The sequence below is a fragment of the Rhodococcus sp. LMD genome, from assembly GCF_056108245.1.
The window spans coordinates 3,904,754-3,927,234 of sequence record NZ_CM148557.1; the positions used below are offsets into that span (position 1 = coordinate 3,904,754).

At 71.7% G+C, this 22,481-nt stretch carries 21 protein-coding genes; 8 read left to right on the forward strand and 13 right to left on the reverse strand.

Annotated features, from left to right (window positions below; translation table 11 throughout):
• Positions 1–57: 57 nt before the first annotated feature.
• A complete protein-coding gene (locus ACWPQI_RS17820; protein ID WP_017680056.1) occupies positions 58–477 on the forward strand; it encodes a hypothetical protein in 420 nt (139 codons plus the stop codon).
• Here ACWPQI_RS17820 and ACWPQI_RS17825 read toward each other — a convergent pair.
• The 3 genes from ACWPQI_RS17825 to ACWPQI_RS17835 are packed head-to-tail and all read right to left on the reverse strand — an operon-like array spanning position 433 to position 3,490.
• Entirely contained in the window at positions 433–1,395 is a 963-nt protein-coding gene (locus ACWPQI_RS17825) for a sugar phosphate isomerase/epimerase family protein (RefSeq protein WP_017680057.1), read from the reverse strand. The genes ACWPQI_RS17820 and ACWPQI_RS17825 overlap by 45 nt on opposite strands.
• A gap of 14 nt (positions 1,396–1,409) precedes the next feature.
• A complete protein-coding gene (locus tag ACWPQI_RS17830; RefSeq protein WP_140188757.1) occupies positions 1,410–2,540 on the reverse strand; it encodes a hypothetical protein in 1,131 nt (376 codons plus the stop codon).
• Positions 2,537–3,490 carry a Ppx/GppA family phosphatase gene (locus tag ACWPQI_RS17835; protein WP_082061233.1) on the reverse strand — a complete coding sequence of 318 codons (954 nt, stop codon included), beginning with the start codon at positions 3,488–3,490 and terminating at the stop codon, positions 2,537–2,539. Before ACWPQI_RS17835 ends, ACWPQI_RS17830 begins: the two co-directional genes overlap by 4 nt.
• A 45-nt stretch (positions 3,491–3,535) precedes the next feature.
• Here ACWPQI_RS17835 and ACWPQI_RS17840 point away from each other — a divergent pair, with 45 nt between their 5' ends.
• A complete protein-coding gene (locus tag ACWPQI_RS17840; protein ID WP_059174371.1) occupies positions 3,536–4,366 on the forward strand; it encodes a DUF3109 family protein in 831 nt (276 codons plus the stop codon).
• Here ACWPQI_RS17840 and ACWPQI_RS17845 read toward each other — a convergent pair.
• From ACWPQI_RS17845 to ACWPQI_RS17855, 3 genes are all read right to left on the reverse strand, one after another.
• Complete coding sequence (locus ACWPQI_RS17845) at positions 4,348–5,037, reverse strand: response regulator transcription factor (protein ID WP_010592092.1); 690 nt, start codon at positions 5,035–5,037, stop codon at positions 4,348–4,350. The genes ACWPQI_RS17840 and ACWPQI_RS17845 overlap by 19 nt on opposite strands.
• Positions 5,038–5,141: 104 nt before the next feature.
• On the reverse strand, positions 5,142–6,329 hold the full coding sequence (locus ACWPQI_RS17850) for a sensor histidine kinase (RefSeq protein WP_010592093.1): 1,188 nt from the start codon (positions 6,327–6,329) through the stop codon (positions 5,142–5,144).
• A gap of 145 nt (positions 6,330–6,474) precedes the next feature.
• Positions 6,475–7,221 carry a phosphoglyceromutase gene (locus ACWPQI_RS17855; protein ID WP_010592094.1) on the reverse strand — a complete coding sequence of 249 codons (747 nt, stop codon included), beginning with the start codon at positions 7,219–7,221 and terminating at the stop codon, positions 6,475–6,477.
• Positions 7,222–7,352: 131 nt separating this feature from the next.
• Here ACWPQI_RS17855 and ACWPQI_RS17860 point away from each other — a divergent pair, with 131 nt between their 5' ends.
• Both ACWPQI_RS17860 and ACWPQI_RS17865 read left to right on the forward strand, forming a co-directional pair.
• The gene (locus ACWPQI_RS17860) at positions 7,353–9,119 is read left to right on the forward strand and encodes a hydroxysqualene dehydroxylase (protein ID WP_203010964.1); all 1,767 of its coding nucleotides are present in this window, start codon (positions 7,353–7,355) and stop codon (positions 9,117–9,119) included.
• 117 nt (positions 9,120–9,236) lie between these two features.
• Positions 9,237–10,901, forward strand: coding sequence for an FAD-dependent oxidoreductase (locus tag ACWPQI_RS17865; RefSeq protein WP_407040993.1), 1,665 nt, complete (start codon positions 9,237–9,239; stop codon positions 10,899–10,901).
• Between the two features lie 4 nt (positions 10,902–10,905).
• Here ACWPQI_RS17865 and ACWPQI_RS17870 read toward each other — a convergent pair whose 3' ends face one another.
• Complete coding sequence (locus ACWPQI_RS17870) at positions 10,906–12,492, reverse strand: AMP-binding protein (RefSeq protein WP_102031358.1); 1,587 nt, start codon at positions 12,490–12,492, stop codon at positions 10,906–10,908.
• 197 nt (positions 12,493–12,689) lie between these two features.
• On the opposite strand from ACWPQI_RS17870, the gene ACWPQI_RS17875 reads away from it, so the two are divergent.
• Both ACWPQI_RS17875 and acmB read left to right on the forward strand, forming a co-directional pair.
• Entirely contained in the window at positions 12,690–13,706 is a 1,017-nt protein-coding gene (locus ACWPQI_RS17875) for a helix-turn-helix transcriptional regulator (RefSeq protein ID WP_040270895.1), read from the forward strand.
• 124 nt (positions 13,707–13,830) lie between these two features.
• Positions 13,831–14,997, forward strand: coding sequence for a methyl acetate hydrolase AcmB (gene acmB / locus ACWPQI_RS17880; protein ID WP_048772321.1), 1,167 nt, complete (start codon positions 13,831–13,833; stop codon positions 14,995–14,997).
• A gap of 84 nt (positions 14,998–15,081) precedes the next feature.
• On the opposite strand, the gene ACWPQI_RS17885 is transcribed toward acmB, so the two are convergent.
• From ACWPQI_RS17885 to ACWPQI_RS17900, 4 genes are all read right to left on the reverse strand, one after another.
• The gene (locus tag ACWPQI_RS17885; protein ID WP_474738416.1) at positions 15,082–15,420 is read right to left on the reverse strand and encodes a transglycosylase family protein; all 339 of its coding nucleotides are present in this window, start codon (positions 15,418–15,420) and stop codon (positions 15,082–15,084) included.
• Between the two features lie 379 nt (positions 15,421–15,799).
• Positions 15,800–16,318, reverse strand: a complete 519-nt coding sequence (locus ACWPQI_RS17890) for a type III secretion system chaperone family protein (RefSeq protein ID WP_026138013.1) — start codon at positions 16,316–16,318, stop codon at positions 15,800–15,802.
• Entirely contained in the window at positions 16,315–17,652 is a 1,338-nt protein-coding gene (gene mshA / locus ACWPQI_RS17895; protein WP_010592103.1) for a D-inositol-3-phosphate glycosyltransferase, read from the reverse strand. Before mshA ends, ACWPQI_RS17890 begins: the two co-directional genes overlap by 4 nt.
• A 107-nt stretch (positions 17,653–17,759) precedes the next feature.
• Positions 17,760–18,461, reverse strand: coding sequence for a winged helix-turn-helix transcriptional regulator (locus ACWPQI_RS17900; protein ID WP_040270891.1), 702 nt, complete (start codon positions 18,459–18,461; stop codon positions 17,760–17,762).
• 63 nt (positions 18,462–18,524) lie between these two features.
• Between ACWPQI_RS17900 and ACWPQI_RS17905 the strand changes: the two genes are divergently transcribed.
• The gene (locus tag ACWPQI_RS17905) at positions 18,525–19,703 is read left to right on the forward strand and encodes an acyl-CoA dehydrogenase family protein (RefSeq protein ID WP_203010968.1); all 1,179 of its coding nucleotides are present in this window, start codon (positions 18,525–18,527) and stop codon (positions 19,701–19,703) included.
• Here the strand turns inward: ACWPQI_RS17905 and ACWPQI_RS17910 are convergent.
• Positions 19,678–20,499: an alpha/beta fold hydrolase gene (locus ACWPQI_RS17910; protein WP_119700324.1), complete on the reverse strand. Its 822-nt coding sequence runs from the start codon at positions 20,497–20,499 to the stop codon at positions 19,678–19,680. The genes ACWPQI_RS17905 and ACWPQI_RS17910 overlap by 26 nt on opposite strands.
• Before the next feature lie 5 nt (positions 20,500–20,504).
• A complete protein-coding gene (locus tag ACWPQI_RS17915; protein WP_010592107.1) occupies positions 20,505–21,695 on the reverse strand; it encodes an MFS transporter in 1,191 nt (396 codons plus the stop codon).
• Between ACWPQI_RS17915 and ACWPQI_RS17920 the strand changes: the two genes are divergently transcribed.
• Positions 21,694–22,476, forward strand: coding sequence for a PIG-L family deacetylase (locus ACWPQI_RS17920; protein WP_010592108.1), 783 nt, complete (start codon positions 21,694–21,696; stop codon positions 22,474–22,476). The genes ACWPQI_RS17915 and ACWPQI_RS17920 overlap by 2 nt on opposite strands.
• Positions 22,477–22,481 lie beyond the last annotated feature (5 nt).

Consider the following 22,481-nt stretch of genomic DNA (forward strand, 5'->3'; position numbering starts at 1 on the left):
GTACAACTATCCAGTATTGGATACTGCAACTATCCAATACTCCGCGAGGAGGATTCCGTGCACCCCGTACTCGTCGTCGCTCTCGGCGCCACCCTGCTCACCGTCACCGGGATCGCCTTCGGCGGCACGTTCCTGCTGCGCGTCGCGGGCGGGCACGTGCCGGCCAACGACCTGCAGAAGTCCTTCTTCCGCGCCGGTCACGCCCACGCCGGCGTCCTCGTCACCTTGGGGTTGCTGGTCGCCGTGCTCACCGACGCCGTCGGCGCCTCACCCGGATGGGCCGCCGCCGGCGCGATCGCAGTGCTCGGCTCGGCGATCCTGATTCCCGCCGGGTTCTTCCTGTCCGTGCTCGGCCCGGACCCCAGGCGGCCGGGCGCCATGATCGCCTGCGTATGGCTGGGTGCCGCCGCCCTCGTCGCCGGCGTGACGATCTCAGGAGTCGTGGTTCTCGGCGCCGGACTCGGTGCTCTGGCCTGACGGGTGCACCTGCTCGATCGTCGTCGCACGCGGATGCTCGGGCCCGGTGGTGATCGCCAGGCGGGGGGCCCGGTGCAGATGCTCGCGCGCGAAGGCCAGCGACCGGGTCAGCGCTCCCGCCCGCGCGGACCGCGTGCGCGCCCCCTGGGTACTGACCTCCAGGACGACGTGCCCGGTGAAGTCGCTCTCGGCCAGTAGCCGGCACACCTGCTCGCACGGCTGGCCGCCGTCGCCCGGGAGCAGATGCTCGTCCGTCGACGCGCCGTGACCGTCCGCGAGGTGCAGATGAGCCAGACCGCCGCCCATCCGCTCGGCGAGGGCCATCGCGTCCATCCCCGCCGTGGCCGTGTGCGACAGGTCCAGTGTGTAGTGCGCGAAGCCGGTGTCGGTGGGATCGATCGACGGGCTGAAGGCCGACACCGCACGGCCGGGCCCGCCACGCCGTCTCATGCGCTGCGCGGTGCGGTCGCGGCCGCCGAAGAACACGTCGGCGCGCATCGGGTACATGTTCTCCACCGCCACGACCACGTGGCTGCGGTCCTCGAGGTCCGCGACCTGATCCGCGAAGCCCTCCGCGTACCGGCGCTGCCATCGGAACGGCGGATGCACCACCACCGACGCGGCCCCGAGCGCTTCCGCTGCGCGCACCGACCGCTCGAGCTTCGCGGCCGGATCCGAACCCCACACACGCTGCGAGATCAACAGGCACGGCGCGTGCACCGCCAGCACCGGTATGCCGTACTTGCGCACCAGCGCCTGCACCGCACGCACGTCCTGGCTCACCGACTCCGCCCACACCATCAGCTCCACGCCGTCGTAGCCGAGTTCGGCCGCATAGCGGAAGGCCGCCTCGGTGTTCTCCGGGTACACCGAAGCGGTGGACAGTCCGACCAGGATCTCTCGCGACAGGGTGCTCATGACGATGTGCCGGGTCAGCCGGTGGGCAGCAGGAACAACAGCGGACCGAACGTCACGAAGGCACCCACGGCAAGGGCGATGAGCTGGCTCGCGATGTCGTCGGTGCGGCGCAGGATGCGCACCATCGCCACCAGGCCGACGATGACCAGCAGGGCGAGTGCGAATGCCACCCACGGCAACGCATCCCACAACTGCTCGAAGCCCTTGAACAGCAGGGCGCCCGCGACGATCGCGACGACACCCTCGCCGATCAACCGGGCCCACTGCGCGATCGCGCTGCGGGACTCGCCGGTGCCGGACGAGACGTCGGACTCCGCCGCGGACGGGGTCTCCGCCGCTGCGGCGTCGCTGCGACGGGACGCGGGCTTCTCCCGCTGCTCCACGTCCGGCTCGTCCGCGGCCACGGCCTTGCCGATCGTCTCGGTCTCGCCATCGGCGGTGTCGTCGCCGCTGCCCCGCAGGTCGCTCGCGGGCCCGGACAGCAGCCTCGGCTCGGGGGTATCCGCGGGCCGCGCCGGAGCACTCACGGCCACCTCGGCGTGCGCGCGCGCTCGTCGCGGCAGGACGGCCGGACGGATGATCTCGGTCGGCGACTCGACCTTCACCGGCACCCGCTCGGCCGCCGGCTCCTCGCGCGTCCGGGGCGGGGACGTCGGGGCCGGGGTCCCGGGCCCGGTCGCCTCGGTCTCGGACGGTTCGGGTTCGGGCTCGGGTTCGCGACGGTCCGGCCGCGGCGGCACCGGCGCCTGCGCCTTCGGAGCCACCGGCGCCAGCGCTTTCGGAGCCACCGGCGCCTGCGTCGTCGAGGGCACCGGCGCCTGCGCCTTCGGCGGAGCGGACACGACGGGTTCGGCCTCCGGGGCCTCGCTCTCCGGAGCCTCGGTCTCGGGGGCCTCGGTCTCGGGAGCCTCGGTCTCGGCAGCCTCGGTCTCGGGGACGTCGGCCTCGGAGACTCCGGTCTTCGGCGCCTGGGCCGGTTCCGGGGCGGTCACGGGAATCTCGCCGGTCAGTTCCGCAACCGAGATGCCGCCGCTGACGCCACGGCGGCGGCGTCCGCCGGCGCGGGAATTCACCTTCTGGCCGTTGCGGGCCAGCAGCTCCGCGACGGAGATCTGCCCGGTGTCGGTGCTGCTGCCGTCCGTCATTGCGAAACCACCATCAGTTCGCCCCCCATCTCGGTGTCGAGCTTGCGGAGAATGAGCCCCTCGCGCAGGGCCCAGGGACAGATATCGAGAGTTTCCACTCCCAGCGCGCGCATGGCGGCCTCCGCGACGAGGGCACCGGCGACGATCTGCTGCGACCGGTCGGAGCTCACGCCCTCGAGCTCGGCACGGTCCGCGGCCGTCATGCGGGAGATGAATGCGATGAGCTGACGCAACCCGGCGGCGGTCAGGGTGCGCCGCACCCGGGGGCCCGCCGACGACGGGGCGGCACCGGTCAGCCGTGCGAGGGTGCGGAAGGTCTTCGAGCTCCCCACGCACAGGTCGGGAGCACCGGCCGCCCGCAGCTCCTCGGCGGGCCGGACGAGTTCGGCATCGAGCCAGTCCCGCAGCACCGCGACGCGCCGCTTACCGGGCGGGTCCTCGCTCAGCCAGTCCCGAGTCAGGCGCCCGGCACCGAGCTGCAGCGAGAACGCCACATCGGGGTCCTCGTCGCCGCCGAAGGTCAGCTCCAGGGAGCCGCCGCCGATGTCCAGGCACAGGATGCGTCCCGCGCTCCAGCCGTACCACCGCCGCACCGCGAGGAACGTCAGCCGGGCCTCGTCCACACCGGAGAGCACCTCGAGCGCGACGCCGGTCTCGGCGCGGACGCGACTGAGCACCGCGTCGGAGTTGGTGGCATCGCGCACCGCGGAGGTCGCGAACGCCATCAGCTCCTCGCATCCGGAGGTGCGGGCGATGCCGGCGAAGTCGGCGACCGTCTCGACCAGCCGGTCGGCGCCCTGCGGGGTGATGTCACCGCGGTCGTCCGTGTTCTCGGACAGGCGCAGGGTTGCCTTCGTCGAGCTCATGGGGGTGGGATGGCCACCGCGATGAGCGTCCACCACGAGTAGATGAACGGTGTTGCTTCCGACGTCGAGTACCCCAAGGCGCACATACATACGGTACTGGGTCTACCGTCGGGTCCTGTGACAGCAGGTATGCCCGGTGCCGCACACAAGCAGGTCCCGGCCCCCGAAGTGCCCCTCGATTTCCCGCGCGAATGGGTGGAGTTCATCGACCCGGACAACAGCGAGCACGTCGTCGCCGCCGACCTGACGTGGCTGCTCTCCCGCTGGACCTGCGTGTTCGGCACGCCCGCGTGCCAGGGCATCATCGCCGGCCGGCCGGACGACGGATGCTGCTCGCACGGCGCGTTCCTGTCGGACGACGACGATCGCGCCAAGCTGGACGCCGCAGTGAGACATCTCACGCCGGAGGACTGGCAGTTGATGCCGAAGGGACTCGGCAAGAAGGGCTATCTCGAGGAGGACGACCTCGAGGACGAGCCGGCCCTGCGCACTCGCCGCTACAAGGGGGCGTGCATCTTCCTCAACCGGCCGGGCTTCGCCGGCGGCATCGGCTGCGCGCTGCACAAGATGGCGCTGCGACGCAGCATCGAGCCTCTCGAGGTGAAGCCGGACGTGTGCTGGCAACTGCCGATCCGCCGCACCCAGGACTGGGTCGAGCGTCCCGACGGCACCGAGGTGCTGCGCACCGTCGTCACCGAGTACGACCGGCGCGGTTGGGGCGAGGGCGGCCACGACCTGGACTGGTACTGCTCCGGCTCGCCGGACGCCCACGTGGGGGCCGCACCGGTCTGGCAGTCGTACGCACCGGAACTGCGCGAGCTGATCGGCGACGCCGCCTACGACGAACTCGCGCGGCTGTGCCGTCGTCGCGAGGGGCTGGGCCTGATCGCCGTGCATCCCGCGACGACGGCCGCCGCCGAGCGCACCCCGGGGGCGGGCCCCTACCCCTCGAGCTTGTAGCCGAGGCCGCGGACCGTGACCAGGTGCTGCGGCTTGGCGGGGTCGGCCTCGATCTTCGAGCGCAGCCGCTTGACGTGCACGTCGAGGGTCTTGGTGTCGCCGACGTAGTCGGCACCCCACACCCGGTCGATCAGCTGGCCGCGCGTGAGCACCCGGCCGGAGTTGCGCAGCAGGTACTCCAGCAGGTCGAACTCCTTGAGCGGCAGCGTGACGGGATTCCCGGCCACGTGCACGACGTGCCGGTCCACGTCCATCCGCACCGGCCCGGCCTCGAGGATCCCGTCGTCCTGCGTCGCCTCGGCGTCGTTCTCCCCGCCGCGGCGCAGCACCGCACGGATGCGGGCGATGAGTTCGCGCGCCGAGTACGGCTTGGTGACGTAGTCGTCCGCCCCCAGTTCGAGGCCGACCACCTTGTCGATCTCGCTGTCGCGCGCGGTCACCATGATCACCGGCACGCCGGACCGGTTGCGCAGCTGCTTGCAGACATCGGTGCCGCTCATGCCGGGCAGCATCAGGTCCAGCAGGACGATGTCCGCGCCGGCGCGGTCGAATTCCGCGAGCGCCGACGGTCCGTCACCGACGACGGTGGTCTCGAAGCCCTCCTTGCGCAGGAGGAACGCGAGCGGATCCGCCAGCGATTCCTCGTCCTCCACGATCAGCACACGCGTCACTGCTGGTCCTCCGTACCCTTTGTCACCTGGTGCATCCGGCTCATTTCCGATTCTCGTCGTAGGTGTCGGCATGGTCGCCCCGCTCCACCGTCACCGCTCGCCCGTCACCGCTCCACCGTCAGCGCGGGGCCGCCCTCGTGGCGAGGTGTGGCTCCGTGGGATTCGCGGGGATCGGGCGAACAGGCGGGGATGAGGAGCGTGAACGTCGACCCGGTTCCCGGCTGGCTCCACAACCGGATCTCCCCGTTGTGGTTGGCGGCGACGTGCTTGACGATCGCCAGCCCGAGACCGGTGCCACCGGTGGCGCGGGAACGGGCCTTGTCGACCCGGAAGAACCGTTCGAAGACGCGCTCCTGGTCCTCCTTCTCGATCCCGATGCCGCGGTCGGTCACCGCGATCGCGACCTTGCCCGCGCGCAGGGACCGGCTGACCGACACCGGCGAACCCGGAGACGAGTAGGCGATCGCATTCTCGATCAGATTGGCCAGCGCGGTGACGAGCAGGGTCTGGTCGCCGAGGACCTCGTACCCGCCGGCGGCGTCGGTGGTGACGGTGATCTGCGCGTTCTCGGCGGTCAGGCGGGTGCGGCGCAGCGCCTCCTCGACGACGTCGTCGACCTCGACCACCTCGAGGTTCGGCAGCTTCTCGGCCCCCTGCAGGCGCGAGAGCGCGATCAGTTCGGTCACCATGTTGCCGAGCCGGTTGGCCTCGCTCTGTAGCCGGGTTCCGAAGTGCCGCACGGATTCCGGGTCGTCGGCGGATTCGAGCAGGGCTTCGGCGAGCAGGGCCATCGCGCCCACGGGGGTCTTGAGTTCGTGACTGACGTTGGCGACGAAGTCCCGGCGGGTGGCCTCCATCCGGACCTGCTCGGAGTCGTCGTAGGCGTAGAGCGCGACGAAGCGCGCGTCGTCGTCGAGCAGACGCCGCGCGACGCAGCGCACCGCCACGCGCTCGCGACCGCGGGGCGTCTTCGCGGTGAGGTCGAGTTCGGCGGGTTCACCCGTCTCGAGGACACGGGTGGCGGCGGCCCAGGCCGAGTCCTCGACGAGCCGGTTGCGGACCAGGCCGAGTTCCTCGGCACGCGGATTGAACAGGACGACGTCGTGGAACCGGTCGACGACGGCGATGCCGGTGTCCGCGCCGAAGACCACGCGATCGAGGACCTGCGCCATGGTGAGGTCGGCGTCGGTGCGGTCGGCGGCCCGGCGCCGGAGGAGCCGCATCAGCACGATCGCGGACACGGCACCGAGGACGGCGGCCCCGGCGAGCAGCACGGCCTGCGCAACAGTCACGTCTCGAATCGTACGTACGCGCGGCGCGGCGGTGACAGCGGGTCGGGGCATTCCGCCGCACGTCACACCGCATGTTCGCAGCATTTGCCGCGTGTTCACCGCCCGTTTCCCGGGGCCGCGGACAGTCGCCCGCGGCCCCTGGGAACTACCGGCCGCCCTGACCCGCGACGGCGGCGGCACCCGCCGCGGCCGCCTCGGGATCGAGGTACGTGCCACCCGGGTTCAGCGGGCGCAGGTTCTCGTCGAGGTCGTAACGCAGCGGGATGCCGGTGGGGATGTTCAGCCCGGCGATCTCCTCGTCGGAGATCCCGTCGAGGTGCTTGACCAGAGCACGCAGCGAGTTGCCGTGGGCCGTGATCAGGACGGTCCGGCCGGCCCGCACGTCCTGGGAGATGGTCTCCTCCCAGTACGGGATGAGGCGATCGACGACGTCCTTCAGGCACTCGGTGAGCGGCACCTCGTCGACGTCCGCGTACCGGACGTCGCTGTCCTGGCTGTACTTGCTGCCGGGCTCGATCGGCGGGGGCGGGGTGTCGTAGCTGCGGCGCCACAGCATGAACTGCTCGTCGCCGAACTCCGCCTTGATCTCCGCCTTGTTCTTGCCCTGCAGCGCACCGTAGTGCCGCTCGTTCAGGCGCCAGTCGCGCACGACCGGAATCCAGTGCCGATCCGCGGCGTCGAGCGCGTAGTTGGCGGTGCTGATGGCGCGGCGCAGCAGCGACGTGTAGAGCACGTCCGGCAGGAGATCGTGCTCGGCGAGCAGTTCGCCGGCCCGCTTGCCCTCGGCGATCCCCTTGTCGGTCAGGTGGACGTCCACCCATCCCGTGAAGAGGTTCATCGCGTTCCATTCGCTCTCGCCGTGGCGGAGCAACACAAGTGTTCCGTTGGTCATGGGCCAATCCTGGCACGCCCGCGTGGCAACGCTACGTCGGCACCGTTCAGTGAATTCCCCGCGCGAGACGCACACATCGGATATATGTGACAACGGTTGTTTTCAGAACGACGTCCGGATGGGGGCTTCTCGTGTTCGACACCCGACTTTCCCGCCGCACCTTCCTCACCGCCCTGGGCGCCCTCGCGGTCGCGCCCGCCCCCGCCCACGCCGCCCCGCGCTCCCCGGCGCTGCGCTCGACGGGCCGCCGCGTCGCCGTGCTCGGCGGCGGGGTGGCGGGCCTGACGGCCGCCCACGAACTGATCGAACGCGGCTTCGACGTCACCGTCTTCGAACCGACCGCCCTGGGCGGCAAGGCCCGCAGCATCCCGTCGCCGGGCACCGCGGCCGGCGGCCGCGCCGACCTGCCCGGCGAGCACGGATTCCGCTTCTTCCCGGGCTTCTACCAGCACATCCCCGACACGATGCGACGGATCCCCTTCCCGGGCAATCCGAACGGCGTGTTCGACAATCTCGTCGCCGGCGCCGCCTTCCGGATGGCGATCCCCGGCGGGCCCGACCTCATCGCCCCGGCGTCGATCGCCCCGCTCCCCCACGGCGTCCTCGATCCCGCCTCGCTGCAGGAATCCCTGGCCGCGGCCTTCTCCCTCGGCAACGCCATCCCCCCGCACGAACTGGCCGTCTTCACCCGCAAGCTGGTGATGTTCCTGACCAGCAGTCTCGAACGACGCGACGGCCAGTGGGAACACCGGACGTGGTCGCAGACGCTCGAGGCCGACGGCAAGTCGTCGGCCTACCGCGACATCCTCGTCTCGGCCCTGACCCGTCAACTGGTGGCCGCCCGGCCCACCGTCGCCTCCACCCGCACCATCGGCATCATGGGCCAGGCGTTCGTGTGGAACGCGATGGGCACCGTCCCCGCATACGGCCATCTGGACCGGGTCCTGGCCGCTCCCACCGACGAGGCGTGGATCGGCCCGTGGGCCGCGCACCTGCGCGACCTGGGCGTCGTATTCGAAATGGGTTGGGCGGCAGAAGCACTCGACATCGCGTCCGGTTCGATCACCGGAGTGCGGCTGGTGGACGGCAACGGCACCCGGTCCGTCGCCGAAGCCGACTGGTACGTCGCGGCGATGCCCGTCGAACGGGCCGCGCCCCTGTGGTCACCGCGGATCCTCGCCGCAGATCCTCGCCTCGAAGGCATGCGGAACCTGCAGACGGACTGGATGGTGGGCATCCAGTACTTCCTGCGCCGGCCCACCCCGATCGCCGCCGGCCACGTCGCATACCTCGGCTCGCCGTGGGCACTGACCTCCATCAGCCAGGGCCAGTTCTGGCGCGGCGACTTCGCCGGCCGCTACGGCGACGGCAGCGCCCACGACTGCCTGTCCGTGGACATCTCCGACTGGGACACCCCGGGCGTCCTCCACGGCAAGACCGCCAAGGAGTGCACGGCCGAGGAGATCGCCCAGGAGACGTGGGCCCAGATGTCGGCATGCCTCGACGACACCGGCACCAGCGTCCTCGACGAGGACGACATCGTCTCGTGGTTCCTCGACCCCGGCATCCGGTGGGATCCCGCGCAGGGCCGCAACACCAACGCCACACCCCTGCTCGTCAACACCGTCGGCTCCCTGTCCGACCGGCCCGACGCCCGCACCGCGATCCCGAACCTCTTCCTGGCCGGGGACTACGTCCGCACCGACATCGATCTCGCGACCATGGAGTCGGCCGGCGAATCCGCGCGTGCGGCCGTCACCGCGCTGCTCGAAGCCGCCGACTCGCCCGCCGCACCGCCGGCGCTGTACCGACTGCACGAGCCACCCGAACTCGAACCGATGCGCCGCATCGACGCCGACCGCTACCGCGCGGGCCTGCCGCACCTGCTCGACGTGTGACGGCGCGCGTTCCGGCGCCGGGCACCGCTCACGTCGAGGATCCGGATGCGGCGAACAGGCCCGCGCGGCCGCCGAATTCCGACATACTGCCCTCGAACGCGACGAAAGGGCATGCCCATGAGCGAGACCTCGGTACTCGTGGTCGGCGCCGGCCCGGTCGGACTGACCGCCGCGCTGGAACTGCGCCGGCGCGGCGTCGACGTCGTGATCGTCGACCGGCTGCCGGAACCGCCGCAGTACGCCAAAGCGGTCGGCATCCAGCCGCGCACCCTCGAGGTCTGGGACGCGATGGGCGTGGTCCGCCCTTCGCTCGACGTGTCCGCGCCGATGCACGGGCAGATCGTCTACGTCGACGGCCGGCAGGTGATGCGCCTCGAACTCGAACTGCCCGAGGACGTGCCGTACCGGTTCGTCTGCATGCCCCAGTACGCCACGGAACGGGTGCTGACGCAGGCCCTGGCCGAGCACGGCACCGTCGTGCGCCGCGGCATCGAGCTCACCGGGTTCGAGCAGACCGCGGACGGCGTGGTCGCCGACCTGCGCGACGGCGACGACACGACGCGGCTGGCGGCCCGCTACCTGGTCGGCTGCGACGGTGCGCACAGCGCCGTACGGAAAGGACTCGGGGTGTCCTTCGACGGCGACGCGTTCCCCGAGGAGTACATGCTCGCCGACGTCGAACTGGACTGGTCGATGCCGGGCGGCTACGGCATCCGCGCCTCGACGACGAGCGACGGCACGACCACGGACATGATGGTGTGCATCCCGCTGCCCGGCACCGGCCGCTACCGCCTGTCGACCTTCGTCGCGCCGGACCTGGCGACCTCCGCGTCCGGCGCCGGAGCCGTGGCGCACGGACTGGAGGGCGGGCGCCGGCCCACGCTCGGCCACATCCAGGCCGTGCTCGACCGGCTGGCGCCCGAACCGACCCGGGCCGGTGCCCTGCGCTGGTCGTCGGTGTTCCGGATCAGCCACCGCCTCGCCGGGAGCTACGGCGGGGGCCGGGTGTTCCTGGCCGGAGACGCCGCGCACATCCATCCCCCGACCGGGGCACAGGGCATGAACACCGGCATCCAGGACGCCTACAACCTCGGCTGGAAGCTCGCCCTGGCGGTGCAGGGACGCGCCGCCGACGGCCTGCTCGACAGCTACGACGCCGAGCGCCGGCCCGTCGGGGCGGAGGTGGTGGGCCGCACCGTGCGGCACGCCCGGCAGGGCCTCGGAGCCGGCGAGACGGACGCCGCGACCGCGATCGCGCGCGAGGCCCAGCTGCTGCTCGGCTACCGGGACAGCCCGCTCGTCGGTGAAGACGTGCCGCACGGCGGCGGTAGCGACGTGCCGCACGGCGGCGGTAGCGACGTGCCGCACGGCGGCGGTCCGGCTCCCGGCGATCGCGCCCCCGATGCGACGGAGTTGCGGCAGGACGCCGTCGCCTCGCCGCTGCGGCTGCACGAGCTGCTGCGCCATCCCGGTCACACCGTGCTGCTGTGGGCGCCCACGGCGCAGGCGCTGCAGGCGCAGCGAGAGCTCGCCGAGCGGGCGACGGACCGCTTCGGTGACGCGCTGCGGGCGTACGTGCTCGTGGCGGGAAGCACCGGGAGCCCGGCCGACGGCCGGGTACTGCGCGACGACGCGGGCCGCGCCGCGCGGGCGTACGGTTTCGACGGTGCCGCCGCGGCTGTGGTGGTGCGGCCGGACGGCTACGTCGGGTTCCGGGCGCAGGATCCGACGATCGAGGCGCTCGCGGCGCATCTCGGCCGGATCCTGCGGCCCGGGCAATGACCGGCTACGTCGCCGGGGTGCGCAGATCCTTCCGGAGGATCTTGCCGGCGGCGGACTTCGGGACGATGTCGATGAACTGCACCTGCCGCACCTTCTTGTGCGGCGAGACCCGCTCGGCGACGAACTCGACGACCTCGGCCTCGGTGAGTTCGGCGTCCGGCTGACGCACCACGAACGCCTTGGGCACCTCCTCGCCTTCGTCGTCGAGCACACCGATCACCGCGACGTCGGCGATCTTCGGGTGGGTCAGCAGCAGCGCCTCGAGTTCGGCGGGCGGCACCTGGTAGCCCTTGTACTTGATCAGCTCCTTGAGCCGGTCGACGATGGTGACGTTGCCGGCCGCATCGACCGTGGCGATGTCGCCGGTGTGCAGGAACCCGTCGGCGTCGAGGGTCTCCGCGGTGGCCTGCGGGTTGCCGAGGTAGCCGACCATGACGTTGGGGCCCTTGCACCACAGCTCACCCGGCTCGGAGACACCCTCACCGGTGGGGTACTCGACCTCTTCGCCGGTGGTCGGGTCGACGAGCTTGCACTCCATGTTGGCGATCGTCGGTCCCACCGAGTCGAGTGGCACGTCGTCGCCGTCGAACGGGATGGCGTGGCTGACCGGGCTCATCTCGGACATGCCGTACCCCTGACGGACCTTCCATCCCAGTCGCGCGGCGACCGCGTTCCCGAGCGCCCTGTCCAGCGGCGCCGCGCCGGAGAACACGGTGTGCACGCTCGAGAGGTCGTACTGGTCCACGAGCGGATGCTTGGCCAGGGCGACCGCGACGGGCGGTGCGATGAACACGTAGGTGCACTTCTGTTCGGAGACGATCCGCAGGAACTCCGGCAGGTCGAACTTCGGCATCGTCACCAGCGACGCGCGGTTGAACAGGGCGGCGTTGAGAAGAACGGTCATGCCGTAGATGTGGAAGAACGGCAGGACGGCGAGGATCCGGTCGTCGGGGTCGATCCTGATCGGGGACTTGATCTGGCACACGTTGGCCACCAGGTTCGTGTGCGTGAGCATCACGCCCTTCGGGCGACCGGTGGTGCCGGACGAGTACGGCAGCACCGCCAGATGGGTGGCCGGATCGAACGACACCTCGGGGGCGGGGGCGTTCTCGGCGAGCAGGTCGCGCAGGGAGGGATGCCCCTCGGCGCCGTCGAGCACGACCAGGCGATCGTCGGGGATACCGACCGCGGCCGCGGCCTCCTTCGCGTGCGGCAGCAGCGGCGAGACCGTGAAGAAGAACGTCGCCTTGGAATCCTCGAGCTGCTTGGCGATGTCCTCTGCGGTGTAGAGCGCGTTGACGGTGGTCGCGGTGGCCCCCGCCCGCAGGATGCCGTGGAACACGGTCGCGAAGGCGGGCACGTTCGGCGAGAGCAGGCCGACGACGTCGCCGACTCCCACACCGCGCGCCGCGAGCGCACCGGCGATCGCGTCGATCTGCCCGATCAGGGTCCGGTAGTCGGTGACGGCCCCGGTCGCGCCCTCGGTCAACGCCGGACGATCGAGGTCCGACTCCGCGATCGAACCGAACAGGAAGTCGTAGACACTCAGTGCCGGGATGTCGACGTCGGGAAAGGGACTGCGAAAGCTCATTGGTTCTCCTCGGGGGCAGGAATCTGTGGCACGCCGTGCCAGACGTGCCGGGAGTACGGTATCCGACGGCTGTGAAGGCAGTCACAGGCATGCCGGACACTACCGGGTCGGGGACCGTCGCGGGCCCGGTCACGCGCCCCGGAGCCCGGCCGATCGGGCAGTGTCGGCGGCCGGTCCGGCACCCTAGGCTCGACCGGATGACGGACGTCGTGCACTCGCTGGACCCGTTCTCCGGCCGCGGCTCCTCGCCCGCGACGGTCTCGACCGACTGGGACGAGATCCGGACGTGGTCGGACCGGGTGTACATGCCCTATCGCGTGCGGCCGAGCGGACGCCTGTTGCACCCGCGATCGAGCATGTTCTCGGCGTCGATCGGCGACATCGTGCTCACCCGGTTCCGCTACGGCATTCCGGTGACCGTCGACCGGCTCTCCGCCGAGGCCGGCAACATCCTCGTGCTCACGACGATCCGTGGGCACGCGCGGCACCGCGTCGGAGCGGGCGAGGTGGAGGTCGATTCCGGCGCCACGTTCGTGGCCGACTGCAGCCGCATCGAGCATCGCGTCGACTTCGACGACGAGCACCTGCAGCTGAACCTGACGGTGCCGCACCGGCTCGTCGCCGACCTCGCCGACCGCTGGTTCGGCGTCGTCCCCGACGATCGCCTGTGGCAGCACAAGTGCGTCGTCGGGACCGGGTCGTCGGGCTGGAACACGCTGCTCGCGTATGCGGTCCGCGCGATCCGGGCCGATCCGGTGCGGATCGCGCAGGGCCGGCCGGGCGCCCATCTGCAGGAGTTGCTCCTCGGTCACCTCGTCACCGAATGGGCCGCCGCGGCGGGCGTCGCGCTCGACCCCGGCGAACCGCCGGCCGCCCCGGCGTACGTCCGGCACGCGGAGCGCTACATCCGCGAGCACGCCGCGGACCTGCCCACGGTCTCCGAGGTCGCTGCCGCCGTGGGTGTCAGCGTGCGCGCCCTGTCGGGGGCGTTCCGCCGCCACCTGGACACCACGCCGAACCGGTACCTCACCGACGTGCGATTGCGGCACATCCGCGACGAGCTCTCCATCCCGTCGGCCGAGTGCACCGTCTCGGCGGTGGCGGCCCGGTGGGGCTACGTCAACATGGGGGTCTTCGCCGCCGCCTACCGTCGCCGATTCGGCGAGAATCCGTCGCGCACGCTCGCCCGGGCCCGCGGGCGCCGAGTGCCGTAATCCGACAACGCGTGCCGATCCGAGGTGGCCCGCGTCACAGCTCCGTCCGTAGCGTCCCCCTCCGACGCCGGCCGGCGGCGGACCGCACACAGGAGGAACCGTGACAGACGACTTCGCGACCACGATGGACGCAACCCTGCGAGAACTCACCCACCGCCCGACGGGCGTGCCGGGCGTGGTGGCCATGCTCACCGACCGGGACGGTGTCGTGTACGAGGGGGTGGCCGGGGAACGCGCAGCGGGCTCGGGCTCGGCGATGACGGCGGACACCGTGTTCGCCGCCTTCTCCACGACCAAGGCGATCACCGGCACCGCCGCACTCCAGTGCGTCGAGGAGGGCCTGCTCGACCTCGACGCCCCCGCCGCCCGCTACGTCCCGGAGATCGGGGAACTCCAGGTTCTCGAGGGCTTCGGAACGGACGGCGCGCCCCTGCTGCGCGCGCCGAAGCGCGACATCACCACCCGCATGCTGCTGCTCCACACGGCCGGTCTCGGATACGACTTCTTCGACGAGAACTACCGGCGTCTCGCCGAGGAGCACGGTCAGCCCAGCGTGATCACGGGATCGAAGGCCGCGCTGACGACACCGCTGCTGTTCGATCCCGGCGACCGGTGGATGTACGGCTCGAACATCGACTGGTGCGGTCTCGTGGTGGAGGCCGTGCGGGGCCGGCGCCTCGGCGAGGTCATGCGCGAGCGGATCTTCGAGCCGCTCGGGATGGGCGACACGGCGTTCGCACTCACCGACGACATGCGCGCGCGGCTGGCCGTCGTCCACCAGCGCAGCGAGGACGGAGCACTCGCGCCGATGCCGGAGATGGTGCTGCCCCAGGACCCGGAGATCCACATGGGAGGGCACGGGCTCTACACCACCGTGCCGGACTACCTGAAATTCATCCGGATGTGGCTGCGCGACGGCGCGGCCCCCGGCGGTGACCGGGTTCTCTCGCCCGCGACCGTCGCCGACGCGGTGCGTGGCGGCCTGGACGGGCAGCAGGTGACCGCGCTGCCGGGGGTCGTCCCGGCGCTGTCGAACGACGCGGAGTTCTTCCCTGGGCTGGCCAAGAACTGGGCGTACACGTTCCTGGTGAACGAGGAGCCGGCGCCGACGGGCCGCCCGGCCGGTGCCCTCGGCTGGGCGGGTCTGGCGAATCTCTACTACTGGATCGACCGGGAGAACGGGCTCGGCGGCTTCTGGGCCACGCAGATCCTGCCGTTCGCGGACGCCGTGTCGTTCCAGGGCTATCTCGACTTCGAGACCGCCGCCTATCGAGGTGCGGCGATCCGGTGAGATGCGACGAGCCCCGCGTGCGGTGCACGCGGGGCTCGTTCCGCTGCTACGGGCGCGAGCCCGGGCACGTGTCCGAGTGTCGGATCAGAGGTACTGACCGCACACCGGCCACGCGCCGCGGCCCTGGCCGTCCAGGACGTTCTCGGCGATGGCGATCTGCTGCTCCCGGGTCGCCTGGTCGGCGGTGGGGGCGTACTGCTGGCCGCCGTAGGCGTTCCAGGTGCTCGGAGCGAACTGCAGGCCGCCGTGGTAGCCGTTGCCGGTGTTGATCGCCCAGTTCCCGCTGCTCTCGCACTGTGCGACGGCGTCCCAGTTGCCGGACGCGGCGTTGGCGGTGCCGGCGCCGAAGGCGAACGGGGTGACGGCCAGGGCCGCGGTGGCGGCGACGGTGCCGAGGGCGCGCTTGAAGGTGAAGTTAGCCATGATGCGGTTGAATTCCTCTCGCGTCTGCTGGCGAGGCACTGCGGCGGCCGACGATGTCGATCCCGCTGCCCGGATTCGGATCTGTGCCTCGTCCCTGCCCCTCGATCAGGTATCGAGTTCCGGTCCCGCGGGGCAGAGTCAGCGGCGACGGGCCGGTCTTGCTTGCCCGGTGGTATCGGGCTGATTACGACGCTAGAGAGTCATCACGGATCGGTCACGCGCTGTTTTCCGGCACGTGCGTCCCACATTCCAAGATCGGGCGGCGCCGTTTTCCCAGGTGGCATGGGAAGTATCGCCGTTTCGACACCGCGTAGTTACACGGCCGTTATGTGACCAGGCTCACAGTAATATTGTGGGACGGGTCACCGATATCGCGCCGTTACGGCTGCGCGTCCTCCACCACGAAGGGCCGGCCGTCCTCGATCAGGTGCCGGAAGGGTTCGAGGTTGCGCAGCGACTCGCCCCGGGAGACCCGCCACTCCCACTCCCGCTTGATGGAGGCGAGGAAACCCAGCCCGAGGATGACGTTGAAGTCGTGATCGGCGGCCTCGAGCACCTGGCCGAGCACCGCGTCCAGTTCGTCCGGAGTGACCGATGCCTCCGACATCCGGCCGACGAGGTAGATGTCCCCGATCTTGTCGAGGGTGTACGCGACCCCGTACAGCCGCCGATTGCGCCGGAGCAGGAACCGGTACACGCCCTCGAAGTTCTCGTCGGGCTTGCGGCACACGAACGCCTCGACCCGCAGGCCGTGGTTGCCGAGGGAGAGCAGGGTCGTCGTCTTGAGCTTGTTCTCCCCCGGCAGGTCGACGACGAAGTGCCCACCCTCCTTGCGGGAGAACTCGAGGCCGCGATCGCGCAGCGTCGCCTCGATCGTCTCGCTCAGTCGCTCGCTCACGCCCGCACCCCCGTCGTCCGCCGGATCTTCCACACTCCGCGCTGCCGGCGCAGCGGAAACTCGCCGCTCGCGAGGGAGCGGTTCCGCAGCGCACCGGCCTTACGGTAACTGGCGAGCAGCCCGTCCGCCGTGTGCTCCCAGGAGAAGTTCTCCGCGTGCAGGGGCGCCGCCGCCGCCAGCACGGCCCGCCGACCCGGATCCGTGACCAGCGAGCGCAGCGCGGCGGCCCAGTCGCTCGTGCGATGCCCGTCGACGAGCAGTCCGGTCTCGCCGTCGCGCACCGCGACGCCGAGGCCGCCGACGTTCGCCGCCAGCACCGGGGTCCCGCACGCCTGCGCCTCGATCGCCACCAGGCCGAACGACTCGGAGTAGCTCGGCACCGCCACCACGTCCGACGCGCGGTAGACCTGCACGAGCCGTTCGGGAGGTTGCGGGGGCAGGAACGTCACCCGGGCGGCGATCCCGAGCTCGGCGGCCAGGTCGATCAGCGAGTGCGGGCGCTCGAGCCCGGTGCCCGAGGGCCCGCCCACCACCAGCACCCGCAGGGGCACCTCGGGGTCGGCGGCCATCGCCGCCGCGGCGGCGCGCAGCAGCACGTCGGGTGCCTTGAGCGGCTGGATCCGGCCGACGAATGTCACGATCGTCTCGTTCGGGTCCAGCCCCAGCTCGGCGCGGGCGAGCGCCCGGTCCCCCGGCCGGTAGCGGGACAGGTCCGCGCCCGGCGCCACCACGTCGATCCGTGACGGGTCGGCACCGTAGCTGCGCTCGAGCTGCGCCGCTTCGTCGATCGTGTTGGCGACGAGCCGGTCGGACTCGGCGACCACCTGCTGCTCGCCGATCTGCCGGGCCGCCGGCTCGGGCACGTCACCGTCGGCGAGCGAGGCGTTCTTCACGGCGGCGAGAGTGTGGGCGGTGTGCACGAGCGGGACGCCCCACCGGTCGCGGGCGAGCCAGCCCACCTGGCCGGACAGCCAGTAGTGCGAGTGCACCAGGTCGTAGTAGCCCTGCGGGTGCCGGGCCTCCTCCCGCAGCACCCCGGCGGCGAAGGCGCACAACTGCGTGGGCAGGTCGTGCTTGTCGAGTCCCTCGTAGGGACCGGCGGCGACGTTGCGTACCAGCACGCCCGGTGCCGCCTCCTGCACCACGGGGTCCGCCGACGAGGTCGCCCGGGTGAAGATCTCCACCTCCACCCCGCGCCGCGCGAGCTGCACGGCGGTCTGCAGAACGTAGACGTTCATTCCGCCGGCGTCCCCGGTGCCGGGTTGGGCGAGAGGCGAGGTGTGGACCGACAGGACGGCCACGCGGCGGGGACGGCTGTTCGACTTCGACGTCACTTCTCCATACTGCCCTGCCGGGCATCCCCGTCCGGTTCCGCCCTCCCCTGCGCTCCGTCCCGCTGCGCCCCGACCGGGCTCGTCTGCGCGACGTCGCACCCGGCCGGTCAGGACCGCTCGCCCGTCTCGGAACCCGTGACTGCGCGGCGCACCGCGGCGTGGAACGGGCTCCACAGGAACCAGACGCCGAACCCGCGCACCAGCGCGGCCGGCCCGTGCAGTCGCACGCTGCCGTCGTCGAGCGCCTCGATCAGCGTCCGCGTGCCGGCGAACACGCGCATCAGGGCCACCGGTTCCGCGGTCACGTACACGTCGACGTCGAAGCCCGGATGCTTCCGGCACACCGACGGCTCGCCGCGGTCCAGGACGATCCACAACCGGATCGGGGCGGGACCGGTGTAGTCGAACTCGATCACCACCCGTTGCGGCGGCACCCGGTCCCGGTCCACCCGCCGGTGCATCCACCAGGTCAGTGTCACGGGGTCGACCTCGGCGGGCAGGGGCTCGGAGAACAACCACTTCACCGCCCACTCCCCGATCGCGACGAGGATCGGGGCGAGTTCGCGGCCGGCCGGGGTGAGGTGGTACTCGCAGCCCCGCGCCTGCGGGACCCGCTCCAGCACGCCCTTGCGCTCGAGGTGCCGCAGCCGGGTGGCGAGGAGGGTGCGCGAGATGCCGGGCAGACCGCGTTCGATCTCGTTGAAGCGGGTACTTCCGTAGACCATTTCGCGCAGGATCAGCGGGGTCCACCGGTCGGCGAGCACCTCGCTGCCGATCGAGACCGGACAGTACTGCCCGTACTCGCGCACACCTCCAGAGTAGGTCCAGAACGTGCACTGGGCGGTATCGATCCGTGCTCCTACCGTCGAGACATGACCACCGTAGACATCACCCAGTACCCCCGATCCCGGCCCCGCGAGGAACTCGTCGCCGGCGCCGACGAACTCGGCCGGCGGATCGCCCCCTACGCCCGCGCCCACGACCGCGACGGCACGTTCGTCGCCGAGGCCTACGAGATCCTGCGCTCGGAGGGCCGTCTCGCCCTCGCCGTCCCCCGCGAACTCGGCGGCGGCGGCGCGACCGTGCGCGATGTCGCCACCGTGCAGCGCACCCTGGCACACCACTGCGCGGCGACCGCGCTCGCCTCGGCCATGCACCACCACGTCGTGCTCGCCGCCGCGTGGCGGTACCGGCACGGCGCGCCCGGCGCGGACCGGATGCTGCGCCGCGTCGCCGAGGAGGCGCTCGTGCTCGTCTCCACCGGCGGCGCCGACCAGACCCACCCCCGCGGGTCCGCCCGGAAGGTGCCCGGCGGCTACCGCGTCGACGGCCGCAAGGTGTTCTGCAGCCAGGCCCCCGTCGGCGACGTGCTCGCCACCATGTTCCCGTTCGACGACCCCGACGAGGGCCGCATCGTGCTCAACATGATGATCCCGATGAACACCGACGGGGTACGAGTCCACGACAACTGGGACTCACTGGGCATGCGCGGCACCGGCAGCCACGACGTCGAGCTGACCGACGTGTTCGTCCCGGACGCGGCCGTGGTCGCCCGCCGCCCCTACGGGGTGATCGACCCGCCGTTCCAGCTGGTGCTCAGCGTCGCCATGCCCGTGGTCGCGGCCGTCTATCTCGGCGTCGCCGAGACCGCGCACGCGACCGCGAACGCACTCGTCGCCGGAACCCCGCGGGCGAACGACCCGACGGTGCGCCGCCAGCTCGGGGTGGCGGCCACCCGCCTGCAGGTCGCGTCGTGGGCCCTCGACGGTGCCCTCGACACCGTCGGCGACGATCCGGTGCCGTCGATGAGCACGGTCGCCGCGGTGATGACCGCCAAGGCCGAGATCGCGCGGACCGCGATCGAGGTGTGCGACCTGGCGCTCGACGTCGCCGGGGGCCGCGGCTTCTACCGGTCGAGCCCGCTCGAACAGTGCTATCGCGACGTGCGCGGGGTCAAGTTCCACCCGCTCACACCGGAGGAGACGCTCCTGCTCGCCGGGACGCAGGCGATCGGGTCGGTGGACGCTACAGCGATCCCGCGAAGCGCGTGACCTCCGCGGCGAACCGCTGCGGGTCCTCGACGAACGGGCCGTGGTCGGTGCCCTCCCAGTACGACGTCGTCGCGTTCGGCAGCAGTGCCGCCGCGTGCTCGGCGGCCGAGACGTCGACGACCGAGTCGGCGGTGCCGTGCAGGACGAGCACCGGGATGTCGAGACTGCGCAGCAGCTCGTCGTTGCTCACCGTCCGGGCGAACATCGCCGCCCGCACGCGGGGCGGGGTGCACAGGCTGGTGCCGAACAGCGCCTGCGCCGCGACGCCCGTGTCCGCCCCGGTCCCGGTGAGGGCGGTGCCGAAGGCACCGAGTGCGCGGATCGCCGTCGCCGCATCCTCGGACATCGCGTCGGGGACGGCGGCGCGCATGGCCGACCCGACCTTGCCGCCCTTCTCACCGCGCCCGATGCTGGTGATCGCGCCGACCAGCACGATCCCGGCGACGCGGTCGGTGCCGTGCGTCGCGAGGTAGTCGCAGATCACCAGGCCGCCGTAGGACCAGCCGAGCAGCACCGCGTCGTGGGCGTCCTCGGCGCCGAGCACGGCCTGCACGTCCCCGGCCCACAGTTTCGACTCGTCGTATCCGGTCTCCGGGGCGCCCGAGTACCCGTGTCCGCGGAGGTCGACGGCGATCACCCGGTGGGTGCGGGCCAGCTCGTCGAGCACGGACTCGCCCCAGCACCGCGACGACTGGGCCCATCCGTGCAGCAGGACCAGCGGGCGGTGGGCGGGATCGCCGGTGACGCGGTAGACGATGGGGGTGCCGTCGGAACTCTCGACCTCACGGATTGTCATGCGGGTCACCCTAGCCGGGCGAGCCGGGCCACTCCCACGGCACACGCGCACCCGACGAGCGCGGCCACGACGGCGACCGCGATGCCCGCACTCGGCCCGGACCGGTCGATGACCTGACCGACGACGGCGGAGCCGACCGCGACCCCGACCCCGAGTCCCGTGACCGTCCAGGTGATGCCCTCCGTGAGCCGGCCCGGCGGCACGATCCGCTCGGTCAGGGAGGTCGCGACGATCATGGTGGGGGCGACGGCCACCCCGGCCGCGAGGTAGAGCACGGCGAGGGCCGGCACGGTGCCGGCGAGCAGCAGCGGCCACAGCAGCACCGCGACGGCCGTCGTCGCCCCGAGTAGCTGCCGCGTCAGCGGCGCCCGCAGCCGCACCGCACCGAAGACGAGGCCGCCGAGCGCGGATCCCGTCGCGAACATCGCCAGCACCACGGTCGCGGCGCCGGGCACGCCCTGCTCGGCGGTGAACGCGACCCCGACCACGTCGACGACACCGAAGATCGTGCCCATCGCCGTCATCGCGACCACCAGCACGAGCAACACCGGGATCCGCAGCACGCTCACCCCGGGCGCACCCCGGGCGACCGGGCGCGCGGGAGGTTCGGTGCCGCGCTGCACGGCGAGGGCGACGGTGCCGATCACCAGCAGCACCGCCCCGAGCAACGCGCCCGCCTCGGGGAACGCGGCGACGCTCAGCCCCACCGACAGCACCGGCCCGACGATGAAGCACAGTTCGTCGATCACCGCCTCGAGCGCGAACGCGGTCCGCAACCGATCGGTGCCGCGGAGCAGCTCGGTCCACCGGGCCCGGACCATGGCACCGATCGTGGGCATCAGTCCCGCCGGGATCGCGCACGCGAACAGCAGCGCCTCGGGGGCCTCCCACCGCACCCCCGCCAGCATCGCGGCGGTCGCGGCCGCGCTGATCCCGGCGGCGACCGGCAGGACGCGGAACTGTCCGTGCCGGTCGGCGGCCCGCGAGACCAGCGGGGTGAGCGCGGCGTAGGACAGCGCGAACACCGCGGCCAGGGCGCCGCCGAGGCCGTAGTCGCCGCGCAGCTGCGAGAACATCGTCACGATGCCGATGCCGACCATCGCGATCGGCAGCCGCGCGACGAACCCCGCCAGGCAGAACGCGGCGGCGCCCGGTGCGGTGAACAGTGCACGGTAGGAGCGCATTCGTGCCAGCATGCAGTACGTGAGCGTGCTGGTGTGTTTCCATGCCCATCCCGACGACGAGGTGTTCACCACCGGCGGGGTGATGCGCCTGGCCGCGGACGCGGGGCATCGGGTGGTGCTGGTCGTGGCCACGGACGGTGCCGCGGGCGAGGTTCCCGACGGCCTGCTCGGTCCCGGCGAGTCCCTGGCCCAGCGCCGCCGCGCCGAACTCGAGGCGTCGGCCGAGACGCTCGGGGTCGCCCGCCTGGTGCCGCTCGGCTACGCCGATTCGGGCATGGCGGGGACGCCGCGGAACTCGGACCCGGCGGCGTTCTGCAACGTCGATGTGGAGGCGGCCGCGGCCCGGTTCGCAGCCGTGCTCGAGGAGGAGAGCGCCGACGTCGTCACCATCTACGACCCCAACGGCGGGTACGGGCACCCCGACCACGTGCAGGTGCACCGCGTCGGTGCCCGGGCCCAGGAGCTGACGGCACACCCGTCGGTGTACGAGGCGGCCATGAACCGGGACCACATCCGTCGCCTGCTCGCCGCCGCCCCGGAGGTGAGCCCGGACGCGGCGCCACCGGACCTGGACACGTTCGGCCTGCCGGAGGCCGAGATCACCACCACGATCGACGTGTCCGCGACGATCCCTGCGAAACGGGCGGCGATGCTCGCGCACGCCTCGCAGGTCGGTGACTTCGGGCCGATGCTGGCGATGACGCCGGAACAGCTCGCGAGCGCGTTCGGGCTCGAGTGGTTCCGCCGGCGCGGCGCGGAACCGGCGCTGCGCGAGCACGCCCTGCCCCTGTGACCGAT

What these genes read in the sequence shown, in the direction of transcription:
- ACWPQI_RS17825 (WP_017680057.1), bottom strand. Translation starts at nt 1,395, where the DNA reads ATGAGCACCCTGTCGCGAGAGATCCTGGTCGGACTGTCCACCGCTTCG.
- ACWPQI_RS17830 (WP_140188757.1), bottom strand. Translation starts at nt 2,540, where the DNA reads ATGACGGACGGCAGCAGCACCGACACCGGGCAGATCTCCGTCGCGGAG.
- ACWPQI_RS17840 (WP_059174371.1), top strand. Translation starts at nt 3,536, where the DNA reads ATGCCCGGTGCCGCACACAAGCAGGTCCCGGCCCCCGAAGTGCCCCTC.
- ACWPQI_RS17855 (WP_010592094.1), bottom strand. Translation starts at nt 7,221, where the DNA reads ATGACCAACGGAACACTTGTGTTGCTCCGCCACGGCGAGAGCGAATGG.
- ACWPQI_RS17865 (WP_407040993.1), top strand. Translation starts at nt 9,237, where the DNA reads ATGAGCGAGACCTCGGTACTCGTGGTCGGCGCCGGCCCGGTCGGACTG.
- ACWPQI_RS17870 (WP_102031358.1), bottom strand. Translation starts at nt 12,492, where the DNA reads ATGAGCTTTCGCAGTCCCTTTCCCGACGTCGACATCCCGGCACTGAGT.
- ACWPQI_RS17875 (WP_040270895.1), top strand. Translation starts at nt 12,690, where the DNA reads ATGACGGACGTCGTGCACTCGCTGGACCCGTTCTCCGGCCGCGGCTCC.
- acmB (WP_048772321.1), top strand. Translation starts at nt 13,831, where the DNA reads ATGGACGCAACCCTGCGAGAACTCACCCACCGCCCGACGGGCGTGCCG.
- ACWPQI_RS17885 (WP_474738416.1), bottom strand. Translation starts at nt 15,420, where the DNA reads ATGGCTAACTTCACCTTCAAGCGCGCCCTCGGCACCGTCGCCGCCACC.
- ACWPQI_RS17905 (WP_203010968.1), top strand. Translation starts at nt 18,525, where the DNA reads ATGACCACCGTAGACATCACCCAGTACCCCCGATCCCGGCCCCGCGAG.
- ACWPQI_RS17910 (WP_119700324.1), bottom strand. Translation starts at nt 20,499, where the DNA reads ATGACAATCCGTGAGGTCGAGAGTTCCGACGGCACCCCCATCGTCTAC.
- ACWPQI_RS17920 (WP_010592108.1), top strand. Translation starts at nt 21,694, where the DNA reads ATGCAGTACGTGAGCGTGCTGGTGTGTTTCCATGCCCATCCCGACGAC.
- ACWPQI_RS17915 (WP_010592107.1), bottom strand. Translation starts at nt 21,695, where the DNA reads ATGCTGGCACGAATGCGCTCCTACCGTGCACTGTTCACCGCACCGGGC.